Here is a 22,673-nt window from a genome sequence, read left to right on the forward strand (position 1 = left end):
TAAGCAGATTACTTCGTCGCAAACTCCTCGTAATGACGTATCGAAATACTTTTGGATTTAAAATTTATCATTTTACATTCATAATTTCAAAGACTACTGATGTCCTAAATGACAGCCACAACCAGGACGCATAAAGCTATTTGCTTCTTCGTGCCAAGGAAATGCTGCATTATAGTTGTTATTTTCCCAATAGAATTTTGAACGTTCTTTGGTTTCGTTTCCTATTTCATTCATTGTTTCAGTGTCATATAAACGACCATTGATCATCGTATGTGTGATGCTTTCAGTATTTCGAATATTTTCTAACGGGTTTTTATCCATGATGATTAAGTCAGCTAGTTTTCCAACTTTTAGCGAACCAATATCGTTTCCTGCACCAATATATTCAGCAGGATTTATGGTAGCTGTTTTTAATGCTTCCATTGGCGACATGCCACCTTGTTCCATCATCCATAGTTCCCAATGTGCGCCTAAACCCTGTAGTTGTCCATGCGCGCCCATATTTACTTTTACGCCTTTATCAGCTAACGCTTTTACAGTTTCAGAAACTAAAATATGTCCATTTTTATATTCTTCATCAGGTAACATGGTACGATGTCTTGATCGTGCATCTATGATTCCTCTTGGTGTATATTTTAAGAGTTTTTCATTTTCCCAAACGTTAGTTTTTTGGTACCAATAATATTCGCCGTTTACACCACCATAGTTTACAATTAGTGTTGGCGTATAGCCTGTTTTACTATGTCCCCATAATTCCATCACATCTTTGTATACGGGAGAAACAGGAATGTTGTGCTCAACGCCTGTATGTCCATCCATAATCATGGTCATATTGTGGTAGAATGTTGATCCGCCTTCTGGTACTACAAAGATTCCTTCTTCACGAGCAGCTTGCAGTACTTGTTGACGTTGTTCGCGTCTTGGTTGATTGTAGCTTTTTACAGATAAAGCTCCGAAAGCTTTTGTTCTTCTTATCGAAGATCGTGCGTCTTCAAGATTGTTGATAACTGCTTTAAAATCACCATCAGCTCCATAAAGTATAAATCCAGTAGAGTAGAGACGTGGTCCTACTAAAGTTCCGTTTTTAACCAACTCGGATAAAGCAAAGACAGTTTCTGTATTTGCAGAAGGGTCATGTGCAGTAGTAACTCCAAAAGCTAGGTTTGCATAAAATTGCCAGTGTTTTTGAGTTGTAAGTCCATAACGGAAAGCGCCAATGTGTGCGTGGGCATCTACCATTCCTGGCATGATGGTTTTTCCTGTCATGTCGTATGTTTTTGTTCCGTTTGGTACACGAATATCAGTTCCTATAGCTTCAATACGATTGTCTTTGATGATAATGGTTCCGTTGTTAATCACTTGATCATTTTCCATCGTAATAATACGCGCATTTGTAAATGCAATGCGTCCACTTGGTTTGTCTGTCTTTAAAGTCAAGTTGATTTTAGTTCCTTTTGTAGTTAGTTCAGGTGTTTTTTCTGGAGAACCGTCTAAAAAGGTAAATCTGTCTTTGATTTTATTTGAGAAATATTCATCTCCTAAAGTCCACATTACTTTTTTACTATCTGGAGACCAATGTAAGTTAACACCAGCATCTTTTGCGATTTGCGCTACAGGAAAGGCTTTAGTTTTGTTGTCTAAGTTTACTTTTTGACCTGTTACAATCATTGGAGCTACGTATGCTTTGTGTAATTGAGAGAATGCAATCCATTTATTATCAGGACTTGGTACGATTCTGTTGGCATATTTTGATGTAAAGTGTGTGCGTTTGTCTTGCCCTTGAAGATTTACACTTAGTAATGATTTTGTCAAGCTTCCGAAGTATGTACCTCCAGTTTGAAGAAAGATACGTTTCCCATCAGCAGAAAATAAAGGATATTCACCTTGTGCTGTCACGAATTTCGAATTACTTCCGTCAGCTTTCATTGTATAAATTCCAGCATTTTTTGCAAATGTAAATCCTTGATCGCTGTTTCCGCGTTCTTTTCGATAAACAATATGTCTTCCGTCAGGAGAAAAAGAAGGTGTTCTAAAACTTCCTTTTTTAGAGGATAATTGCATCGAGTTTCCTCCATTGATGGAGATTTTACGAATAGAACCTAAGTTGAGATCATTCCAAGTTACATAGACAATTTCTCTTCCATCAGGAGAAAAACTTGGTTCCGATTCAAAATTAGTTCCGTTTGTTAATCGTTTTGGAGTTCCGTTAGGTAAATTTTTCTTCCACAAATAACCAACTGCATTAAATACGAGAGTCTTTCCGTCAGGAGAAGTTATTGCTTGACGAATAACTTTGGCATCGAAGGTATTTGGCGCTACTGGTGTATTGAACGAAACTGCATCTGCAATTTGAATGTTTGCATTTACTGTGAAAGGAATATTAGTCACTTTTAAAGTAGCAATTTCAATTTTTTGAATCTTTCCATCTGCCCAGAAAACGATTTCTTTATTATTCGGCATCCAACTAAAGTTAGGATAAACACCAAATATTGCCCAAGCTTCTTGTTGATCTTTGTCTAGAGCATCGTATAATGGCCATTCTTCTGCAGTTTCTAAATCGTGTATGTATAAAACAGATTTGGTACGAACTCTTTTGATGAATGCTAATTTTTTTCCGTCTCTTGAAATTTGCGGACGTGAAGCGCCACCAGGTCCGCCAGTTACTTGTGTTATTTTCCCAGTTTGAAAATCATAACGTTTGATGACATAGATTTGCTTGTTTGGATCTTTGTTATATTGAAATGATCCACCAGGATATACATCTTCGCTGTAATATAAGTAGCGACCATCTGGAGATACAGAAGGTTCGTTAACGTCTTGTTGTTCATTTTTCTTTTTGGTTAATTGTAAGCCAGAACCGCCAGTGATATGATATTGCCACATTTCTCCAGCACCAAGAGAGCGTTGTGATGTGAAATGTTTTCTGGCTACAAAAGAATTTCCGTCTGGCATCCACGTAGCATTGTTAAGCAAACGAAAATTTTCTTTGGTAATTTGTTTTGCATCAGAACCATTAGCATTCATTATCCAAATGTTATCGCCTCCACCAGCATCACTTGTGAACAATATTTTAGAACCATCTGGACTGAAATGTGGTTGTATTTCAAATGGAATTCCTGTGCGTAATGTTTTGGCGGTTCCTCCTGTAATTGGAATTGAGTAAATGTCGCCTAACATATCAAATACGATAGTTTTTCCATCTGGACTTACGTCCAAATTCATCCATGTACCTTCCGTTGTGGTAAATTTATGGTCTTTGTATTTGAAATCTCCTTTAGGATTAGAAACGTCCCATTTGTCATTGTTTTTCTTGTCTTGCGCGAATAAGGTGCACGCTAAAAATAGTCCTAAAAGGACTGAAATATTGGTTCTTAGCATTTGGCTATTAATTTAAAGTTCTAAATTAGCCAATAATGTGTTAATATTTCTTAAAAGTGTGTTAAGTTGCTTTTAGCAAGTCTTAAAATATAGGTATTTAGTATTTTGTGTGAGACTTGAATTTAACTGTAGGTAAAACGATCAAATGGATTTTTTTAAAACATTGTTTTAGCTATCTGAGATACAAATAAGAAGTTTGTGTTTTAATGCCATTTTAAAAATTTTGATCAGTTCACCATAAGGTTTTTTTTGCCCACGCGGAGCATTTTTCTTCATATTTTCTAAGAATACAATGCCCCATTCAATATGATTGATTCGAAAGCTTTTAGAAAAAGTATCTAGTGAAACTGTAATAGTTTTTCCGTCAGGATACATAACGTTTGGATGTGACATAAAAATATTTACGGAGTCTAAGTTGATCCAATCGTCATTGGAAATGGAAATTGGAGTCAATTCATAATTGGAGAAAAAATCTGGAAGAGTTGCAGGATCATATTTTCTGAATAATTCATCTTTGGCATTTCCGGTAGCTATTTCCCAAGCTGTTCTGCCAATTTTCCAATAGGAACGATATTCTAGGTTGTTTTCATCTAGATTATAATCTGTAATTCGTTCATTAAAATATAAATCATCGAATTTTTTTTGAAATTCTTTTAGAAAATTTAGTTTGCCTTCAACGGATGTGTCCCATGCCAACATATTGGTAAGACTAAAACCTATAAGTGCTCCCATTTATTTTTTGTTTGTAGGATTAGTTTTTAAAGCTAACCGAATTCAAATTAAAATCAAAATAGTTGCTACACTTTACTAATTTTTACAGTTTTTTTGTTCAGTTTCCAAAACCAATAATTCATATACGCAACACCAAATATACTTGGAACTAACCAACCTGCAATTCCTGGAATGAATTGATTTACAACAACAAAAGCTGTCACAGCAGAGATGTAACCGCCTAACATTTTTCCAATATGATTTTTGAGCCAACCTTGACGTAATTTTTTAGCATTTTTAAATGTAATTAGATCTTTTGTGGCGAATAAGATTCCTACTGTTCCAAAGATAGCGAGCACAATATTTACAGTTCCTGTCATGAAGATTGGATATAGAATCATCACAATTCCTGTAAGTATCATGCCTATTGCTATGATTTTGTCAAGTAATAATTTTGGATTTGGCTTTTTGAAACGCAACGCACGATATCCTGTAATGATAAAGTAAGAACTAAACAATCCAATAGTAAATAAAAAAGGACTTTCATGTTTCGGAAGTACTGCAATGACAAGTGCGGATAATGCAGCAGCAAGCATGGAATAGTAAAATACAATGCCAGATTTTTTGTGTGCATTATTTCCTTTTTTGGTGATGATAGCAATAAAACCTGCTATAAAAGCAATACTGCCCATAATGGCGTGTAAATAGATAAGATACGTTGCAAAAGTGTCCATGGTTTGTTTTTTTATCAAATCTCTATGATTTTACAGATTGATAAAACTCTTTATGACTGAACTGATGAATTTTGACGCTGAATTGTTATTATGATTCTGGGTTTAGTTGAAAAAAATCTTGCAACACAATTTTTAGAGCATTTGTGTTTAATGGTTTGGTGAGATATCCGTCAAAACCAATATCAATGGCTCTGTTGATGTCTTCTTCATGTGCATAGGCTGTTTGCGCAATTACAGGAATGTTTGGATATTTTTCTTTGATTTGTTTTGTGGCTTCATATCCGTTTAAAATAGGCATTTTTATATCCATAAAAACAATATCAAAATTTGATTCTTTTAGGCAATCAATAGCTTCTTGTCCGTTTTTCGCCCAAACGATTTCTTTGTCGTTTTTAATGACACTGTCCAACACTTTTTGCAATACGATGTAATTGAGTTTCATATCTTCTGCAATTAGTATTTTTATAGACGTATCAATTGTTTTTGGCGTCCTGATTTGATCGTCATCAGTAAAATTTTCTTTAGGCACTAAAATTGTAAAAATAGAACCATTTGGAGTATTTGCTTTGAGTTGTATTTCGCCGCCAAGTGATCTAATATTTTCTTTTGCAATAGAAAGCCCGATACCTAAACCATCATATTTTTTAGAAAGTTCTTTTTCTTCTTGATAGAATTCATCAAAAATAGTATTGAATTTTTCAGGATGAATGCCAATTCCAGTATCACTGATTTCAATTTCAATTTGATCTTTATGAATTTCGTATTGAAATTGAACGCCTCCTTTTTTAGTAAATTTTATAGCGTTGTTTAGAATGTTACTAATTCCTTTTGTGAGGCGAACTTTATCCGTTCTGATATAGGTTTCTTGTTGGTTTTTTGCTTCAATAAAATTGAAAGATAGATTTTTATGCGTTGCTTTGGCAGTATATATTTCAGCAAGAATCTTTAGTTCTTTATGAATATTAATTATTTGGTAATTTGGAACAATGGTTTGTGTTGTTAGTTCAGAAATTTCAATGACATTGTTTAATACTTTCGTAAGATTATCACTCTCTTGTAAAATGGTATTGATGTATTCTTCTTTTTCTTCTTCAGAAACGTTTTTCTGCTTTAAAAAATTAGTAAAGCCAATAATACTATTCAATGGAGTTCTTACTTCATGAGAAATGTTTTGTAAGAATAAGGTTTTTAGCGTATTGCTTCGTTCGGCGATAGATTTTGCTTCTGCCAAAGCTTTTGTACGTTTAATAACTTGCTTTTTTAGGTAATAACTCAATCCAAAAAAAACAATTACTAGAAAGCCTAGTATACTTAATAAAACTTCCCAAAATGTGGCTTTTTGATGAAAAGGTGTTACAATATTATATAGCCATTTGTTGAGAATATTATTCTTTTCTTCTAGTGTAATTGCATTATTTCCTTTGTTTATTATAGTTGCTAGAACAGGTTTTTGATTGCTAATTGCAATTCCTAGTTCATTCTCATAATTTATCGGTTCTTTAATTACGAGTCCTTTGATATCTTCTTTTTGGATTAAATAATTACTGATTGATTCCAAACCTATAAAAGCATCAGCTTCACTATTTACCACAGCTTCTAAGCCTTCTTGTTCATTCTTCTTTAGAATTAACGTGACGTCTGAATAGTTTTTGGTGAGATATTCTTCAATGGCGTAGCTTCTTCCAACTGCGATTTTTTTTCCTTTTAACTGTTGTAGTGTATTTATGTTTGAATTTGTTTTGGTAATAATTACATGATTTCCTACGAATATAGGTTTTGTAAAAGTTAAATATTTTCGTCGTTCTTCGGTGTTTTGAATTTCTAGAATAATATCTATTTGTCCTTTTTCAGCACTTGTAACCAGAGAATTCCAATCGGTATAAAATTTTTTATTGAATTTATGTTCAATCTTATCTTCAAGTAATTCAAAATAATCTAGAAGAATCCCATCAATTTCTCCATTAGTATTCACAAATTCATATGGTGGATAATTGATGTAAATACCTACATTCAAGTCTGGATTTGCTTCTAAATATGCACGTTGTTTTTTAGATAACGAAGCATCTTTATTGCATGAAACGAATGTTAAAATGATACAAATAATTGCGAAAATAGAATTCGAATTATGTTGATTGAAGGTCATTTTGGGTAGTTTATCTGTCTAATTTACTGTAAATTATCGAAAAAAACACATTTTTAAACTTTGATTTGTAGTATTGTTAAACTTGTAAAAAAATCTAGAATAAAATTGAAACCGAGAATAGTATTTTTTTTATTAGATCTAAGACGTTAAAATTAATTCACCTCAGTTCTTTTCTTTTAAACTGAATATCCTTCGTTCACTAAAAAAATTAGGGTGTTTTTACCCTTGAATCAGCATAAGAAATCGCTTACTTTTATATTTCACTAATTTACCATGTTATGAAATCTAGATATAAACTCTTAGTTAGATGGAGTATTGCTGTTTTAATATGTTGCTTATTTTCATCTTGTTACAGTGTTCGTTTAAAAAATGTATATGGAGATCCTGAACCAGATCCGCTGAATGATAGTAAGGATTATTACAGATACATGAAGGTTCGTGAAATAGATACTGCTATTACCATCAAAGCTACCGATAAGGATTTTACCATGTTGTTGAAACAATGTGGTCCTAGTGGAATTCATACGGTAGAATATAGAAACACCTTTGGAGGTGTTTTACTAAGTGCCGTTACTTTTGGACGCAAGCGAAAAGTCCGTGTGAAATATGTATGTATGAAACCTCAAAATTAAGCGATTATGGCAACTACAAAATCACATCCAAAAAGTACTTGGGACACATTACATAATAACGGACCTTTTGATTTAAAAACCTTGCATGTTACAGAACTAGCGGGTTCATCACATATATTTTCTAAATATGGTCGTTACAACGACGCAGCAACAGAGATACAAAGACTGATTAGAGAAGCAGCTGATAAAAATGAAGGTTTTAGAGCATATGGTTCGGCATGGTCTTTATCGCACATTGCGAGTCAAAAAGACAATATGCATTATAACGGTTTTATGAGTATTCATATTCCAATTCCGCAAGAATTGACACATGAAAACGCTGTGTACGATAATGAAAATTTGTTCTTTTTTCAGTGTGGAAATACGATCAAGCGAATTTCTGAAGTATTAGGTTCTCATGGAAAATCTTTAAAAACTAGTGGTGCAAGTAACGGACAAACGATTGCAGGTTGTATTTCAACAGGAGTGCATGGTTCTGCCTTAAATGTAGGTTCTGTGCAAGACTATGTAGTAGGATTAAATATTATTATTGGTGACAAGCCAACGGATATTGTCTATTTAGAACGACATACAAAACCTGCTTTGAATGATGATTTCGCAAAAAAAATTAATGCTAAAGTCATTCGAAATGATCATTTGTTTAATGCTGCTTTGGTAGGATTAGGCGCATTTGGGTTTATACATGGAGTTGTTATTGAAGCTGAAGATCGTTTTTTGTTGAAACGTTACGTTAAAAAGATAAGAAAAGAACTCGCGTTGGAATTATCAGATACTATGGATTTTAAAAATTCGACATTCAAAATAGATGGAGAAGTAGACGCAGATGGAAAACCACTTCGTCCTTATCACTACAAAGTATTCATCAATCCATATACAAATGAAGATGAATATGTTGTGGAAGTGATGTATAAGAAACCATATAAAGTACCGTATCCTGATCCGTTTCCAGTTATTAAAACATCATTATATAAAGACTTAATTTATCTGTTGATTAAGATTTCTGAAAAATTTCCAAAAAGTATTCCATGGTTTATCAAACAATTGCGAAAAACTATTTTGCCAGCTGTAAATGAAGAAACACTAGGAACTTTATATGAAACCTTTTGGGATGCGCCATATCAAGGACCGGCTTTTGCGTGTTCGGTAGGAATTGATCATACAAATTCTTCTAAAGCATATAAAGTACTAGAAGAAATGACGCAAAAAGAAGGACCAATTCCTGGTATTTTTGCGATGCGCTTTGTAAAACAAACAGATGCTACACTTGGATTTACAAAGTTTCCCATAACATGTATGCTAGAAATTGATGGAGTTTTATGGGAAAAATCACGTAAAATCATGAGTCTAACAGAATATTCATGTCGTATGATTGAAGTATTGCAAGAAAATGATATTCCATTCACAATTCATTGGGGAAAAAATTCAGATTGGAAGTTTCCTGATTTAGTAAAAACAATGTTTGGAGATAAAGTTACGGAATGGAAAAGCTATCGCAACGGATTACTTTCAACAGAGATGCAACGTGTGTTCTCAAATGGTTTCTTGGAAGATATAAACTTGCATACACCAAACGAAATAAATGATGAAGATTTAATCGTTTCACTGTAAAGACAGAAACTTCTGAAGGAGATTTTGTGAAATTATCGATAATTTGATACTTTTATTCATATTAACATACACTGATTTTGAGTTATTCAAGTAACTTTTTCGAAACGCATTCGGTACAAACGCCGAGCATTGATGCAGCAGAAATAGTCAAATTTGAAGCTGCGGGTTTTGAAACGTCAGATTTTTATTTGACGTATCAGAATTATAGTGTATTGCAAAATCCGTTTCGAAAATTCCCCTATTATTCAGCGGTTAATGTAGATGGGAAATTATTCCATAAACTAAAGAGAGATACAATTTTTGAAGGAAGCGAACGCTGGGAAAAAGACGAGCGCATTCCTGAAGAAACACAATGGGGAAAAGCATTGTATGATGCCAAAAAGAATGATTTTGACAAAGGTCATATGGCAAAACGAGAAGACGTACAATGGGGAAAAGATGTTGAAGATGCACGTTTAGCAGCACGTTCAACATTTTACTACACCAATGCAATTCCACAAGTAAGTAAACTAAATAGAGGTGTTTGGAAAAGCATTGAGAATTATATTTTGCATCATGAAGCAATTAAAAACAACATGAAAATCTGTTTGTTCAGCGGTCCCGTTTTTAGAGATGACGATCCTGAATTTTTAAAAACAGTAGCGAATGAAAAAGTGTTATTGCCGTATTTATTTTGGAAAGTTGTGTATTACGTAAAAGATAATGTATTACATAGAGCAGGTTTTTTGACAAGTCAGCATCGACAAATGCAAAAAAAACGAATTGTAAAACCCGTAAGTCGTTCCGAGGAAAGTATACGTAGTACACATTTTAATTCATTCAAAGATGCAGAAACCTATCAGGTGAATGTGTCATTTATTGAACAAATTAGTCAGTTGTCGTTTGAAGCTGCTGCAGAAATGTTTCAGAATGACGATCCTGAACGAATCATTCTTTCGCGTGTCAACGTTCGTAATAGTAGTAACGAAGAAAGTGTACCGATGGAAGAAGTAGTAGCAAGTATGAACTTAAAATTATAAGATTATTTCAGATATAGTTAAAATATTATTCATAAAAGCAAATCCAATCGATAGCGATGCTTTACGCTTAGATGTGGAAGAAAACGCTATACGTGAAGTTTTAGGTTCGAGCGAAAAGAAAGCATTTTTCGAGTTTGAATCTAGAGGCGCTGTCACGAAAGATTTGCTGATTGATCATTTGTTGAAAATAGAACCGAATATCTTACATATTTCAGGACATGGAAACTCTGATGAGCAGTTGCTTTTGGAAGATATTGAAGGATATAAGGAAGAAGTTTCAATAGAAAAATTATCGGCGGTTTTATCAGGCTTTACAGATCATATTGATTGTGTGTTTTTAAATACATGTCACAGTTTATCAGGTATAGGAAGTTTTAATAAAGACATTCCATATATCGTTGGAATGAATAATGAAATTCCTGACGATGTCGCAATTAATTTTTCTAAGAATTTTTACAATGTATTATTCAATGGAAGAACCATTAAAGATGCGTTTAAAATTTCGTTAGCAACCATTGCACTTTCAGACAATGGCGATGAACATATTCCGAAGCTTATCGTGAATAAAGAAGCTATCAAAAAAGACGAACAACAAGATAAAATTGAAGAAGATGTGCAAAACGAGCTAGTGAGCACTATTGTTTCTGAAGAAGAGATTGAAGTTGCCAAGAATGGTTATAAAAAAAGCGTGAATTTTCATTACCGATTAATTTATGTTGCTATCACGTTAAGTATAGGTCTGGCAGTGTTTTTATTTATTAGTAACGATCAAGACATTGCTTCTTCATTATTAGGATTAATTCCAGGTGCTTTTAGTAGTTATCCATTTTTAGAAATTCAGAAGAAGAAGAATAGAATCACCTTAATAAAGGTATTTGAGTTGAAACGTAAACGCCTACTAAACGCATTATCACAACTTTCAGATAATGAGCGTAAAGAGTTAAATGAAGAATTCATGCGATTGATTATCGTTTAAAAAAGAAGTACACGTAAGATGAAAAAATCATATAAATCCATAGAAGAAACAATTGCTGAGGTTCGTAAAAAAGACAAGCGTTATAATTATATTATTTTGATTGTCATTTTGATCATGATTGCAGTGATAGCTTCCATAATTATTTACACGCAAAACAAGAAGAATAAGGCGAATATGGAGTTAATTGCAAAGTATGAAATGCAGTTTATTGAAAATGAACGACTCAAACAAAAAGATTCGTTACAAACGGATTCTATTACGCGGTTGGTAGAAACACTTCGAAAAGAATTGGCGCGTATTGAAAAGGATTTAAATGATGAAGATAAACCAAGAGAAGCCAGAGATGTTGTACTTCAAAATGTGAACTTGGCGCAAGATAAATTGAACAGAATCACGAATAATGTAAGTGATAATACAATTGTTCGTTATTATAAGCGAAAGGCAGATAGTCCAAAAATTAAGCTTTTAATTCAATCGATGAAAGATCCAAGTTTTACCTTGAACTTGAAAAATGTTACTAATGATGACGGACGAACTAAAGTGAACACTATTTATTATAGTAAAAATGTAGATAAGGATGAATTATCAGATTTAGTAGAAGGTTTGCTTTCTATTGGTGTAGATATTAAAAATATAAAACCGTTTACGGCAACAAATGGTTATGAATGGAAGAATAGTGTTATTGAAATTGGTTATGAAGCCACAACTTCAGTTACTAAAAGCATTACCAAAAGTGATCTTTCCAAGTATAAAGCGACAAACGATCATAAGAAATATAATATTCGTTTTTATTGTTACAAACCTAATGTAAAGAATAAAAAACAGCTTACGCAGTATATTAAAAGCTTGAGTTACAACTTAAAAGTATATCCAGATTGGAAGAAGAAACCAAGTTTTTTCGCAAATACACCAACAATTTTCTATTACAGTGATAAAAGCAAGAAAGAAGCGTATGAACTCAAAAATCAATTGAATAAAAAAATACGCGGATTAAAATTTGAACTTCAACGAGGAAACGGTTACGGAATTAGTAAAAAAGAACTAGACAATACTTTTATTGTACATTACTTGGAGTAGAAGAAGAATTGTAGTTACAAGTTCGTAATAGCAAAGAACTGCTTTGTGTCACATTTGCTGTTGTCTAATTCAAACAGTATGCCCATTGAAGAATTGACGCTATAACTACTATTGATAATTGGACTGTTGAATGTAATTGTGACATCAGTATTAAGTTCAAAGTCTACAATGGTAATTGTTTCAAAACCATAACTATACATCATATTTTCATTTATAAAAATAGGTTTTCCAGACAATGTATATGAAGTATATGTGTGCATATTGATCACTAAATACTGTTGGTCTTCATAAGCAGTTTGTTCAATAATTAAATACTGACCAACGCTTGCCATAATGTTATAGTCTTGATATTGTTTTGAATCGGTTCCTAAATTTACTTTTTGAATTGTATGACGTTTTCCATCACGATCTGTAAATACAAATCCAGTTGGTATTTTTGCGAAATTTTCTTTGTGTAGTTTGTATACTTCTTTTTCAAAAGTAGCGTCATCATCAATATTTACATATTTTGAATTATTAAAAGAGGTAGTTTCTGTACAGTAGTATTTATACTTTTTGACTTCGCTTTTTTTCAATTGTTTACATTGAACCTTACAGCCATGAGTACTTTGTATTGTTGGTGTAATGATACAATCTTCAGAAATTTGAGCATATGATTGTATGCTTAATAAGCTTAAAATTAATAAAATATAAATTTTCATGTAGAATAAATTACCAAGTATCTCTACTTTTAATATTTGCTTCACACAAGCGAATAATCTCTTTAATACGTTTTTCTTTTGTCGCTTCTCGTTTGGCTTGATTCAGCCAATATAAATATCCTTTTTTGTATGACGGACTAAAATTCTGGTAATTTTCAAAAGCTTTTGGATGGTTGTCAAATGCTTCTTGCAAATTTTGGGGAATAACTAGATTTTCTACATCATCCAGAGTTGTCCATGAACCGTCTTTTATAGCAGCAATCATTTTCTGTGAACCGCTATCGTGCATTTTTCCAGAAGTAATCAATTCTACAATATAAGTTTTGTTGAGCTTACTCCATACACTTTTAGGCTTGCGTGGACAAAAATACTGTCGTCTACGTTCATCATCAAGCCTTTTTACGGTGCTATCTATCCAACCAAAGCAAAGCGCAACTTTTACAGCTTCTTCCCAGCGCATGCTTTCTTTTTTAGAACTTACTTTATAAAAGATGAGGTAAATGCCAGTAGAAGTATCATAGTTTTTTTCTAACCATGCACGCCATTCTAGGTCATTCTTAAAATAGAGTTCTTCTCGTGCTTTCATGCTATTGAATTTTATCTAAAAATGGTTTCATTTCTAGTAACTTAATATCATCTCTTTTACGAAGTTCTTTTAAAAACCAGCCTTTATGTCCAGCGCCATAAGTTATTAAAATTCGCTTGTTTTGATATCGATGTTTTTCAAGTGCTTTTTCAATGTTCCAATAATGTGCAATATTGATATTGTCCCAACCACCTAAACCTAATTCTACATTAAATAGTTTATTATATACATCTAAACTGATGTTGTAAATACTGTCATAAGTATTGGTATGAATAAAAAACGGATCGTGTTCTTTGCCAATAGCTGTCATCAATGAATCTGTAATTCTTCCTGCGTTCATATATTGTTGCCAATCTTCAATGCGTGTAGAATCTTTACGGATAGCGCGTAGCTTTTGTTGTCGTTCCATAGCCATTGGTCGTGTCCAACCAGCTGTAGGAATGATTTCAAAATCCATTGTTTTAGATAATGGAAATATGACATCAGTATATTCAGGAAAGCGCATCACTCTTGGTTCAGAAATACTGTCATCTTTTTTAAATCCAGCGACAGCAGTTTCAAAACGATCAGGCGGAATTTCCGTAAGGATAATATCAGGTTGTATTTCCTGAATAAGTTTGGTTAATTTTTCAATAGAATACTCTTCTTTAGTCAAATGACCGCTATGAATTGTTCCTAATACCAATACTTCATTCTTATTGACTCTTTCTTGCGTGCATGAAATGAAACAATAAAAACAAAGCAATCCGATCGCTATTTTTTGAAGTTTTCTCATTAGATTTTATCTAAATGTTTTTGCTGGGAAAACGATTAAACTTTCATGTCCATTTTTTCCAACAGTAGCAATTCCGAAGTAATAATTATCAATTACAATTCCGTCTAATGTAAACTCAGTGACATCTCCAACAAAACGAGAATATTGCCATTGTGGAGCAGTCGTATCTCTCCAATATATTTTATAACCGATTACATTACTGTCGTCAGATTTTTTCCAACGAAACTTTACACTTGGTTGAACGATGCCGCCAATTTCAACTTCTTTTGGAGGAAGTGGCGACCATGCTAAACTCGCTAAATTTATAGCATTTACTGCCGTTAATTTTTTTGCATACGGGAAATTAACACCTTCAATCACATCACCGTATTTGATACCGTTTTCTTCACGAATATCTTGATGCTGACGGTTGTAATTTTCATGCGCTTCCATAATTCTGATTCCAGCAAAACCTAAATCGTTAAAAGGTCTGTGATGTCCGCCACGACCAAATCTATCCAAACGATAAATCATCATCGGATTCATTTCTGGCATATATGTTTTTACTTGTTTGTGTACATATCTTGCTAACTGTCTTGAAATTCCATCAACTTCACCACCATAAAAACGACGTGCTCTACGCTGACGTTCTGTTTCGTTTGCAGGAACTGGTTCAGAGAAAATTCGAAAAGAACGATTGTCAATCACACCATCTACACCTTCAATATTTCCAATCATGTCATTATTTAAAACACCGATAATATCCCAACCTTTTTCTTTTGCATATTTTGCTAATCCCTGTCCGCCAAAAAGTCCTTGTTCTTCACCAGAAAGACCTACATAAACAATACTATTTTCAAATTTATATTTTGACAATACACGAGCAGCTTCTATCGCTCCAGCCATTCCAGAAGCATTATCATTTGCACCAGGTGCATCTGTAGTAAAATCCATAGTATCGCTTGCACGCGAATCAATATCGCCACTCATAATGATATAACGATTTGGGTATTTTGTTCCTTTTTGAACTGCAATTACATTTACAACCCATGCATCTTTTGGGACACGACGATTTCCTTCTTTAGTAACGAAATCTTTCTGGTAAAATACATTCAGGCAATTATCACAATTACTTGAAATTTGATCAAATTCTTTCTTTATCCAACGTCTTGCAGCTCCAATTCCGCGAGTTTCAGAAACAGTGTCACTAAAAGTATTTCGCGTTCCGAAATTGGCTAGAGTTCTTATATCATGTTCAATACGATCAGCGGAAACAGCATCGATGATGTCATACAAACGTTGATCTGTTTGAGACATCATAAATGTCACAGAAAAGAGTAGGATGGAAGTAATGATTTTTTTCATATGTATAGAATCTATTTATATAGAGTTGGTTGATTAATTTTTGGTATAGTAAAACGGAACAATGGATGTATTGCCGTCTTTTTGCTTTATTGCAACAAATACGACCATATTATTTTCATCAATTGATTCAAAAGTCATTCCTTCAAAGATAGCTTTGTTTTTAGTGACTCTGATCAGAGGGAAATCGACAGTTTCATCTTTGGTTTCCCAGCCTTTTAAGTCATTATTAAAGTGTTTTAGACGTAAGATCAGACTATTGTTTACTTCCGAAATGGTTTCTATTTCATAAAACCTAACTTTTCCATCAACAATTAGCTTAAAAGTAGCCATCATAGAATCGCCAGAAGGTTCACTCCAATTTTCTTCGGTAATTCCGCCAAAAGCTTCTCCTTTCCAATTGCCAGCTATCCAGCGAATGTTTTCCAAAGTAGGTTCAAGAGCAGTCTCTATTTCTGCAACAATAGCAATTTTAGTATTGGATTTGTTGGTAGTAATACGTGTAATATTGTCTAGTTTTTCTTGATCGAATAGTTTGATGATTTTCCAATCCGTATCTTTTTTCGGATCAATAGTATACAATGCTTTTCCTTTTGCCATCAAAATAGTTCCGTTAGATAGCCAACACATGTCTTCTATATTAGGAACTGTAGTTGTAATTCTTTTGGTTTCTCCAGTTTTTGGATCTAAAGAGCGAATTTCCCATTCATCCTTTTTCTTTTTAATATAACTCACCAAATTTGAGTTGGGAATGTTGTGTAACGATCGACCAATATTGGTATCGACAGTAATATGTGTATTCTTTTTAAAGTTTGATAAAACCAAGCGATGTGGTTTGCCCAAAACAAAAGAAATCAAAACATTTCGAGAATTCCATACATGATAACCAATCACTAAATCTTTGAGCATGGCTTTACTTTTTCCTTTGTGATAGCGATACAAGTATTGCAAGCCAGTTGTATCTAGTCGAATAGCAGAAATATATTTACTTTTTGGAATTTGTGTGGGCGAATATTCACTTCCTTGTTTGGTGTCTGTCAACCACTTTTTAGCACCAGTTTTGACATCGTATTCTAAAATATCGGTTTGTCCATTTCTAGTGGCTGCATACAACATGGTGTTTTCTGAAGCGAAGGAAGGTTGATTGTCATAGCCTTTATTATTAGAAATATTCTTTCCGTTTGTAATTTGTATTTGATTGTTTTCTGTAGATAAATCAAATAAAAAAACTTCCGTATTTGGCTGAGACAAAAGGGCAAGCGGAATCATAATTACCAGCAATTGTAGTAATTTTTTCATATGTGGTTGATTGATTAGTTGACTGAAAGTTACACAATTTTGGAAAGAAGCTTTGTAACTGTATCATTTTTTAACAAAAAGAGTAGAAGTTGTTGGTTCAAATACGACTTGCTTTTTGTTTTGTACATCAAGAAATATCAAAAGAATCAACCTCGATAATTCCTCCAGAAGGTAAATCGTTTAAAAGAATAGTTCCAATTCGAATTCGCATTAATCGTAAGGTAGGAAACCCAACTTTTGCAGTCATTTTTCGTACTTGACGAAACTTTCCTTCATGAATGGTAATTGATAACCAACTTGTGGGTCCATGACGCGAATCACGGAGTTTTTTTGTACGCGCTTTAAATGTTGGCGCAGGATTTAATATGTGAGCTTCGCAAGGCAGAGTTTGATATTTTTTTCCATGCACACCAATTTCAACGCCAGCTTTTAATACATCAATGGCTTCTTGGGTAATATTACCGTCTACTTGTACATAATATTCTTTGGCTACTTTTTTACTGCGAACTTGCTCGCTCACCATTCCGTCTGTTGTTAAAAACAGTAAACCTTCTGAAGTTTCATCTAAACGACCAATTGCCATAATACCTTCAGGGAAATCATGAAGTTCTCCTAAAAGTTTTTTGTTTTTTCGTTTGCTTTGATTGTTTACAAATTGTGAAAGATACCCAAAAGGTTTGTGTATGATAAAATGGCGGTGTTTGGTCATGTATCTATCTTAATTTAAAACCTACAGGCGCTTTAAGCTTGCTAGAATCATACATATTAATATAGATAGAAACGGTATCTTTTGAACCTTCCCAAGTAACACGGTAATTATCTAGCAATACATGATCGCCAAACATTGCATTTTCACTTGGAACAGCACAACAACTTCCTGCACGGAAATATGATACTTCTTCACCATTTGGACCAGAAAGTGCATTTAAGTAACGACGTTCGTTGGCTGGACCTTCTCGGTCGCTAGCACCACCAACTTCTACAGCATTTTCAGGTGTATAACCATAGGTTTTATCGGTAGCAATTTCTGTAATTAAAAAAGTATATGCATCCTTTAATTTATGCTTATAGTTCTTATTTTTTGCTTTCTTTATGGAAGCTGTTTTTGTTGTTGCAGATTTTTTTGAGCCACAAGCAGTAATAAATGTAAGAATCAGTAAAAGAAGACCTATTTTTTTCATGTGATACTGTTTTAGATGGTTAATGGAGTCTTCTAAACTACTATTTTAATATTGAAAAACAAATTTTAGCGTTTCGTATTGAGTAAGTACAATGTTTCTTTTAGGGAATATATCTTGAGTTAGAAAAAGGAACATGCTATATTATAGTATCAATAATTGACTAACTTTAACTCATGTCTACAATACAATTGATTTCATTATATACAATGGCTGGCATTTATATTTTTGCTGGGATTTGTCATTTTTGGAAGCCGAAAATCTTTTTGAGCATTACGCCAAAGTGGGTTCCGAAACCTGAAATTGTGAATGTTGTCGTTGGTATTGTAGAAATTATATTTGGTATTTGCTTATTGTTTGAAACGACACGTACATATTCCGCTATTGGAATAATGATCTTATTGATACTTGTTTTTCCTGCGAATGTATATCATTTTCAAAAAGCAAAACGTAGAGGAAAGTTTGTCATTCCAACATTGATTCGCCTTCCAATACAAGTGTTGTTATTGTATTGGGCATATACGTTTATATCTTGATTTTATCGCCCTAAAAGCATAAAATATATATAGAATTAGGGTTCTGTGTGCTTTAAATTAAGTTGTTAACACTTATATTTGAGATGAATTGATACTAAAACTCTTTTCAAAAATAATAGCATCTTTAAAAATACAAGAAAACTTATCATCACTGTAAATGAAGAAAAAACTACTTTTTTATAGCATCTTATTTTTTAATCTTACTGCTGCTTTTTCACAATGGAATCAAGTAGGGCAGACGCTTACAGGTACTAGATTGCAATTTGGGAATTCCGTTTCTGTCAGTGGAGATGGAATGCGAATTGCAACAACTGATACTGCTAATAACGGATATGTAAATGTTTATGAATTTCAGGGCACTACATGGCAACTCGTAGGAAATCCAATAGGTCCTTTATTCATAGGAGGAAATAGTCCATTAGATTTAGATTACGATGGTGATCGCCTAGTTATTTCTGATGTCAAAGGAAATACAGATTCTTACGGCTCATGTTTTTTAACATATAGTTTTAATGGAACCGATTGGGAACAATTAGGAAACGCGCATATTTGCGGAGATTTTCCAAATTTGATACTTGAAAACTACAGAAGTGACGCAAAGATTAACGATGATGGAAATAGAATTATGGTGGTTGCCGCCGAAGTAGGTAATTTAGATGTTTACGATTCAGGTTTCGTAGAAGTTTACGAACTTATCAGTAATGAATGGACGTTGATGGGAAGTCCGTTTTTGATAGGATTTAATACCTCGGGGAATAGAGGCGTTACAATGACGATGAGTGCAGATGGTTCAAAAATAGCCTTTGGAGTACCTGCAGCACCAACAATTTTAGGAGGAAATTCAATTCCAACAGCGCATGAATTTGGAACTGTAAGAGCTTACGAATGGCAAACTAATACTTGGGTTTCTATTGGAAGTACAGCTTTAGAAGCTAATAATCCACCTAATTTTGGAGATAATTACGGATCAGGAATTAGCTTTAACGCACTTGGAGATCGAATAGCTGTTGGTACATTAGGCGATGATATTACAATGAGTAATGCAGGAAAAGTAGAAGTATATGAGCGCAATTCGACTGATGGAAATTGGTCACAAATAGGAAATACAATTTATGGAGAAACTGTTGATCATGAGGTTGGGCGCGCAGTAGCTTTAAATCGCGCTGGAAATGTACTTTCTATTGGAGCTTCCGGAACTGATTCAGATGGAAGTTATAGCGTAAAAGTGTATCGACTTGTAAATGATACTTGGGTCTTGGTAAACAGTCCTATTGTTTTTGGAAGTAATATAACACCTTGGTATGCCTCGTTCTATGGATTGTATCATCCATTTATGGAATTTTCAGAAACAGGAAGGTTAGCATTAGCATTTCCGTACGATACAGGACAAGGAAAAGTTCAGGTGTTTGAAAATCCTAGTTTATCTGTAAATGAACGTTTTGCTGTTCAAGTAAAGTTATATCCAAACCCTTTTACAGATGTATTATCTCTAGAATTAGATACAAAAGAACAAGGAATCTGGAGTATTTTCTCTATTCAAGGACGACAGTTATTGCAAGGAGATTTTTCTTCAAAACAGTTACAATTAGATCTTTCTTCCATAAAAAGTAAAGGAGTTTATTTTCTAAAGATCCAAACATCTAAAGGTATATTGACTAAAAAAGTGATAAAAGCTTAGTTACCATAAATAAATGAAGCATCATCAAGAAACTACTAAACGGTTTGTTTTGTAGTGTCTCGATGATGCTTTTACAGGTTCTATTTGAGTTTCTTATTTGTTTTTAGAGTACTTTCCTTCTTTATACTGAATTGTGTTTGTGCCAGCATCTAGCCAAACTAAGGTTAGCTTTGTAGCATCAGCACTCATGGCAACTGGACCGTTTACATTGATAGTAACATCAGTCATTTCTTGTTCTACTGTCCAACCAGCTTGATCTAAAGTTCCGTAGCCATTACTAAGTTGACTTTCTGCTGAGTAAATTCCTGTGAGTCCAAATATTTCTGTGTATACGTTTGGCAAATCTTGATAACCGCCTCTATGCACTAAATGCATTTCCCCAGAAACTGTCGCCATTGCCATATGACCTAAGTTTTGATATTCATCAGCTAGAGCAGCCATTTTTTTAGAGAAGTGACCAACAGAGAAATCTGTTACTGACCATTGGTGAAGCGTTGTATTGTTTTGCGGAGCTGGATTGTCTTGAAAATCATGTGCTTCAAACGCATTAAATGGTCCTGTGTTGTATGATGTAATGCGCATTTTACGCGTATTTCTTTCTTTGTAAACCAAAAATAATGAAGCGCCTAATTGACTGATGGTCATATCGCCATCAGTTAGTTGATTTACCGGAATTACTTTTCCTTCAAAACCAGCAGTTTTCGTTCCTTCTAAAGATTGAATAAATCCATTTTCAGTAACCCAACATAGCATTAGTTTATTTTCTGAAGTAGCCATATCTAAATAACTCGTCATAGCAATACTTCCTGTTGTTTTTTGACCTAAAGGAATTGTGTGCGACCATTTTTTTTCTGTAGCATCATAACTTGTCAACATAAGTTCTCCGCCAGCACCAATATTCACTAAAATAGTTTCATCTTCAATGGAAGCTAAGGCAATTTTTCCTTGTGTGATTGTATTGAGTTTCTCAGGTTTACTCCATCCTGACGAATTGAATATACTACTGAATAATTCTCCGTCACTATTAGAGAAAACCATATGAGTTCCTTCGGTACCATTTGTTACTGCCAACTCGTTACCACTACTAATTTTTGTATCTACTGCTTCATTCCACGCAAAGGATTCATTCCAAAGAAAACGAAAAAAATTAGCTCCATAATCGTTCTTTTTTAAGGAATTTAGGCTAAAATTTTCTTGAACAGTTCTAATTAGGTTATAGTGATTGTATGGTGTATCTACGACGGTTCCAGGTTTGATCATATCGCCAAGTAATACTGTATATATTTGGTTTGGTCCATCGTAATTTGTGTCATAACCATCGGCGTCATAATCAGCTTCATCAAAGGTAACAACTAATAATGTTCCTTTTGGTATGTTTGACTGTTCCCAAGCTTTTTGTGGATCGGTGAGTAGTAAATCCACATCTAGATTCAATCCAACATTTTTTAATCCAGTTGCTTCAGCACCTTGTAAATTGGAAGCATCTATCTCTCCCAAAAATACATGTTCTAGCCAAGCAGATAGTTGAGGTACCAATTGTGTACGTGGATTGGTGTCTATGTGTGTGTTGTATAAATAATGTCCGTCGTTCCAAATATCTGGTGTAAACCAACTATATTCTGGTAAATCATTATTGGCAACATCTTGCCAGAATTCAATATCACTTACAATTTTCTCCCATCTATTTTTATCTTTTTGGACATTATGAAACGATGCAAATGCATTATGTTTTCTATAATATCGGGAAAGATTTTTATTGTCGTTAGCTGGAGGAAATTGTGCAATTGGTTGTTTGCTAGTATCATAATCTGGATTCGTCCAAGCAGGATTCCAAGCTTCATTAGGATACGCTTCCATATATGCTTTCCAACTTACTTTTTTAGCTTCCAAAATATCTACTAAGGTTTCTTGCATCAGTGGAGAAGCAGGCGGTGTATCATTAGTAACTCCGCAAATTTCACCAGCAAAAGAGGCTAAATAGTTAGTTTGAGAAGGATGAAAGGCTCCAAAATAATTGGTCATATCTGCTCCAGCGGCAACTAATTTCTTTAAGAAAGGATTTTGAATGACATAATTTCTGTATTGGTTTTCAAACATTACAGTTATAATACGATCGAAAGGTTTACTCATGGCAGTAGTTTGATAAGGTTAATTTTACATGATATGGTTTATAAATGTAAAAAAAGATTAGGTATTTGCCATTTGATAGCATTCAAATTCACGAAAAACAGGTAGAAATACGTGATTGATTCTGAGGTGGATAAAACTGTTTTGGCTAGCGTTGTATCAGATTGCATATGC

19 protein-coding genes are annotated in these 22,673 nt (G+C 33.7%); 7 read left to right on the forward strand and 12 right to left on the reverse strand.

The window, feature by feature from the left end; all coding sequences use genetic code 11:
• Nucleotides 1–93 precede the first annotated feature (93 nt).
• The 4 genes from ACOQOS_RS22625 to ACOQOS_RS22640 all read right to left on the reverse strand — a co-directional run bounded on the left by ACOQOS_RS22625 (nucleotide 94) and on the right by ACOQOS_RS22640 (nucleotide 6,966).
• On the reverse strand, nucleotides 94–3,378 hold the full coding sequence (locus tag ACOQOS_RS22625; RefSeq protein ID WP_420572704.1) for an amidohydrolase family protein: 3,285 nt from the start codon (nucleotides 3,376–3,378) through the stop codon (nucleotides 94–96).
• A 168-nt stretch (nucleotides 3,379–3,546) separates the two neighbouring features.
• A complete protein-coding gene (locus tag ACOQOS_RS22630; RefSeq protein ID WP_420572705.1) occupies nucleotides 3,547–4,110 on the reverse strand; it encodes a hypothetical protein in 564 nt (187 codons plus the stop codon).
• A gap of 65 nt (nucleotides 4,111–4,175) precedes the next feature.
• Nucleotides 4,176–4,823 carry a DUF2306 domain-containing protein gene (locus ACOQOS_RS22635; RefSeq protein WP_420572706.1) on the reverse strand — a complete coding sequence of 216 codons (648 nt, stop codon included), beginning with the start codon at nucleotides 4,821–4,823 and terminating at the stop codon, nucleotides 4,176–4,178.
• 88 nt (nucleotides 4,824–4,911) lie between these two features.
• Entirely contained in the window at nucleotides 4,912–6,966 is a 2,055-nt protein-coding gene (locus ACOQOS_RS22640) for a response regulator (RefSeq protein ID WP_420572707.1), read from the reverse strand.
• Nucleotides 6,967–7,244: 278 nt separating this feature from the next.
• Here ACOQOS_RS22640 and ACOQOS_RS22645 point away from each other — a divergent pair, with 278 nt between their 5' ends.
• The 5 genes from ACOQOS_RS22645 (at nucleotide 7,245) to ACOQOS_RS22665 (ending at nucleotide 12,278) form a co-directional block, all read left to right on the forward strand.
• On the forward strand, nucleotides 7,245–7,598 hold the full coding sequence (locus tag ACOQOS_RS22645; protein ID WP_420572708.1) for a hypothetical protein: 354 nt from the start codon (nucleotides 7,245–7,247) through the stop codon (nucleotides 7,596–7,598).
• 6 nt (nucleotides 7,599–7,604) lie between these two features.
• Nucleotides 7,605–9,206, forward strand: coding sequence for an FAD-binding protein (locus ACOQOS_RS22650; RefSeq protein WP_420572709.1), 1,602 nt, complete (start codon nucleotides 7,605–7,607; stop codon nucleotides 9,204–9,206).
• A 77-nt stretch (nucleotides 9,207–9,283) separates the two neighbouring features.
• On the forward strand, nucleotides 9,284–10,225 hold the full coding sequence (locus ACOQOS_RS22655) for a DNA/RNA non-specific endonuclease (RefSeq protein WP_420572710.1): 942 nt from the start codon (nucleotides 9,284–9,286) through the stop codon (nucleotides 10,223–10,225).
• Between the two features lie 73 nt (nucleotides 10,226–10,298).
• Nucleotides 10,299–11,201 (forward strand): CHAT domain-containing protein, encoded by a 903-nt coding sequence (locus ACOQOS_RS22660; protein ID WP_420572711.1) that lies wholly within the window; start codon nucleotides 10,299–10,301, stop codon nucleotides 11,199–11,201.
• 18 nt (nucleotides 11,202–11,219) lie between these two features.
• On the forward strand, nucleotides 11,220–12,278 hold the full coding sequence (locus ACOQOS_RS22665) for a hypothetical protein (RefSeq protein WP_420572712.1): 1,059 nt from the start codon (nucleotides 11,220–11,222) through the stop codon (nucleotides 12,276–12,278).
• 14 nt (nucleotides 12,279–12,292) lie between these two features.
• Here the strand turns inward: ACOQOS_RS22665 and ACOQOS_RS22670 are convergent, their stop codons facing one another.
• The 7 genes from ACOQOS_RS22670 to ACOQOS_RS22700 all read right to left on the reverse strand — a co-directional run bounded on the left by ACOQOS_RS22670 (nucleotide 12,293) and on the right by ACOQOS_RS22700 (nucleotide 18,161).
• Nucleotides 12,293–12,979: a hypothetical protein gene (locus ACOQOS_RS22670; protein ID WP_420572713.1), complete on the reverse strand. Its 687-nt coding sequence runs from the start codon at nucleotides 12,977–12,979 to the stop codon at nucleotides 12,293–12,295.
• Nucleotides 12,980–12,989: 10 nt separating this feature from the next.
• Complete coding sequence (locus ACOQOS_RS22675) at nucleotides 12,990–13,565, reverse strand: YdeI/OmpD-associated family protein (protein ID WP_420572714.1); 576 nt, start codon at nucleotides 13,563–13,565, stop codon at nucleotides 12,990–12,992.
• 1 nt (nucleotide 13,566) lies between these two features.
• Nucleotides 13,567–14,340: a hypothetical protein gene (locus tag ACOQOS_RS22680; protein ID WP_420572715.1), complete on the reverse strand. Its 774-nt coding sequence runs from the start codon at nucleotides 14,338–14,340 to the stop codon at nucleotides 13,567–13,569.
• 6 nt (nucleotides 14,341–14,346) lie between these two features.
• Nucleotides 14,347–15,684 (reverse strand): M28 family metallopeptidase, encoded by a 1,338-nt coding sequence (locus tag ACOQOS_RS22685; protein WP_420572716.1) that lies wholly within the window; start codon nucleotides 15,682–15,684, stop codon nucleotides 14,347–14,349.
• 33 nt (nucleotides 15,685–15,717) lie between these two features.
• A complete protein-coding gene (locus ACOQOS_RS22690; RefSeq protein WP_420572717.1) occupies nucleotides 15,718–16,980 on the reverse strand; it encodes a DUF6265 family protein in 1,263 nt (420 codons plus the stop codon).
• A gap of 127 nt (nucleotides 16,981–17,107) precedes the next feature.
• Nucleotides 17,108–17,689 (reverse strand): pseudouridine synthase, encoded by a 582-nt coding sequence (locus ACOQOS_RS22695; RefSeq protein WP_420572718.1) that lies wholly within the window; start codon nucleotides 17,687–17,689, stop codon nucleotides 17,108–17,110.
• Between the two features lie 4 nt (nucleotides 17,690–17,693).
• Nucleotides 17,694–18,161 carry a 2-dehydro-3-deoxyphosphooctonate aldolase gene (locus tag ACOQOS_RS22700; protein WP_420572719.1) on the reverse strand — a complete coding sequence of 156 codons (468 nt, stop codon included), beginning with the start codon at nucleotides 18,159–18,161 and terminating at the stop codon, nucleotides 17,694–17,696.
• 173 nt (nucleotides 18,162–18,334) lie between these two features.
• Between ACOQOS_RS22700 and ACOQOS_RS22705 the strand changes: the two genes are divergently transcribed.
• Both ACOQOS_RS22705 and ACOQOS_RS22710 read left to right on the forward strand, forming a co-directional pair.
• Nucleotides 18,335–18,694 (forward strand): MauE/DoxX family redox-associated membrane protein, encoded by a 360-nt coding sequence (locus ACOQOS_RS22705; protein ID WP_420572720.1) that lies wholly within the window; start codon nucleotides 18,335–18,337, stop codon nucleotides 18,692–18,694.
• A gap of 157 nt (nucleotides 18,695–18,851) precedes the next feature.
• Nucleotides 18,852–20,372 (forward strand): T9SS type A sorting domain-containing protein, encoded by a 1,521-nt coding sequence (locus ACOQOS_RS22710; protein WP_420572721.1) that lies wholly within the window; start codon nucleotides 18,852–18,854, stop codon nucleotides 20,370–20,372.
• Between the two features lie 93 nt (nucleotides 20,373–20,465).
• Here ACOQOS_RS22710 and ACOQOS_RS22715 read toward each other — a convergent pair whose 3' ends face one another.
• Entirely contained in the window at nucleotides 20,466–22,502 is a 2,037-nt protein-coding gene (locus ACOQOS_RS22715; RefSeq protein WP_420572722.1) for an alkaline phosphatase family protein, read from the reverse strand.
• Nucleotides 22,503–22,673 lie beyond the last annotated feature (171 nt).

Origin of the sequence: Kordia sp. (assembly GCF_965224175.1) — a bacterium.
Taxonomy (GTDB): domain Bacteria; phylum Bacteroidota; class Bacteroidia; order Flavobacteriales; family Flavobacteriaceae; genus Kordia.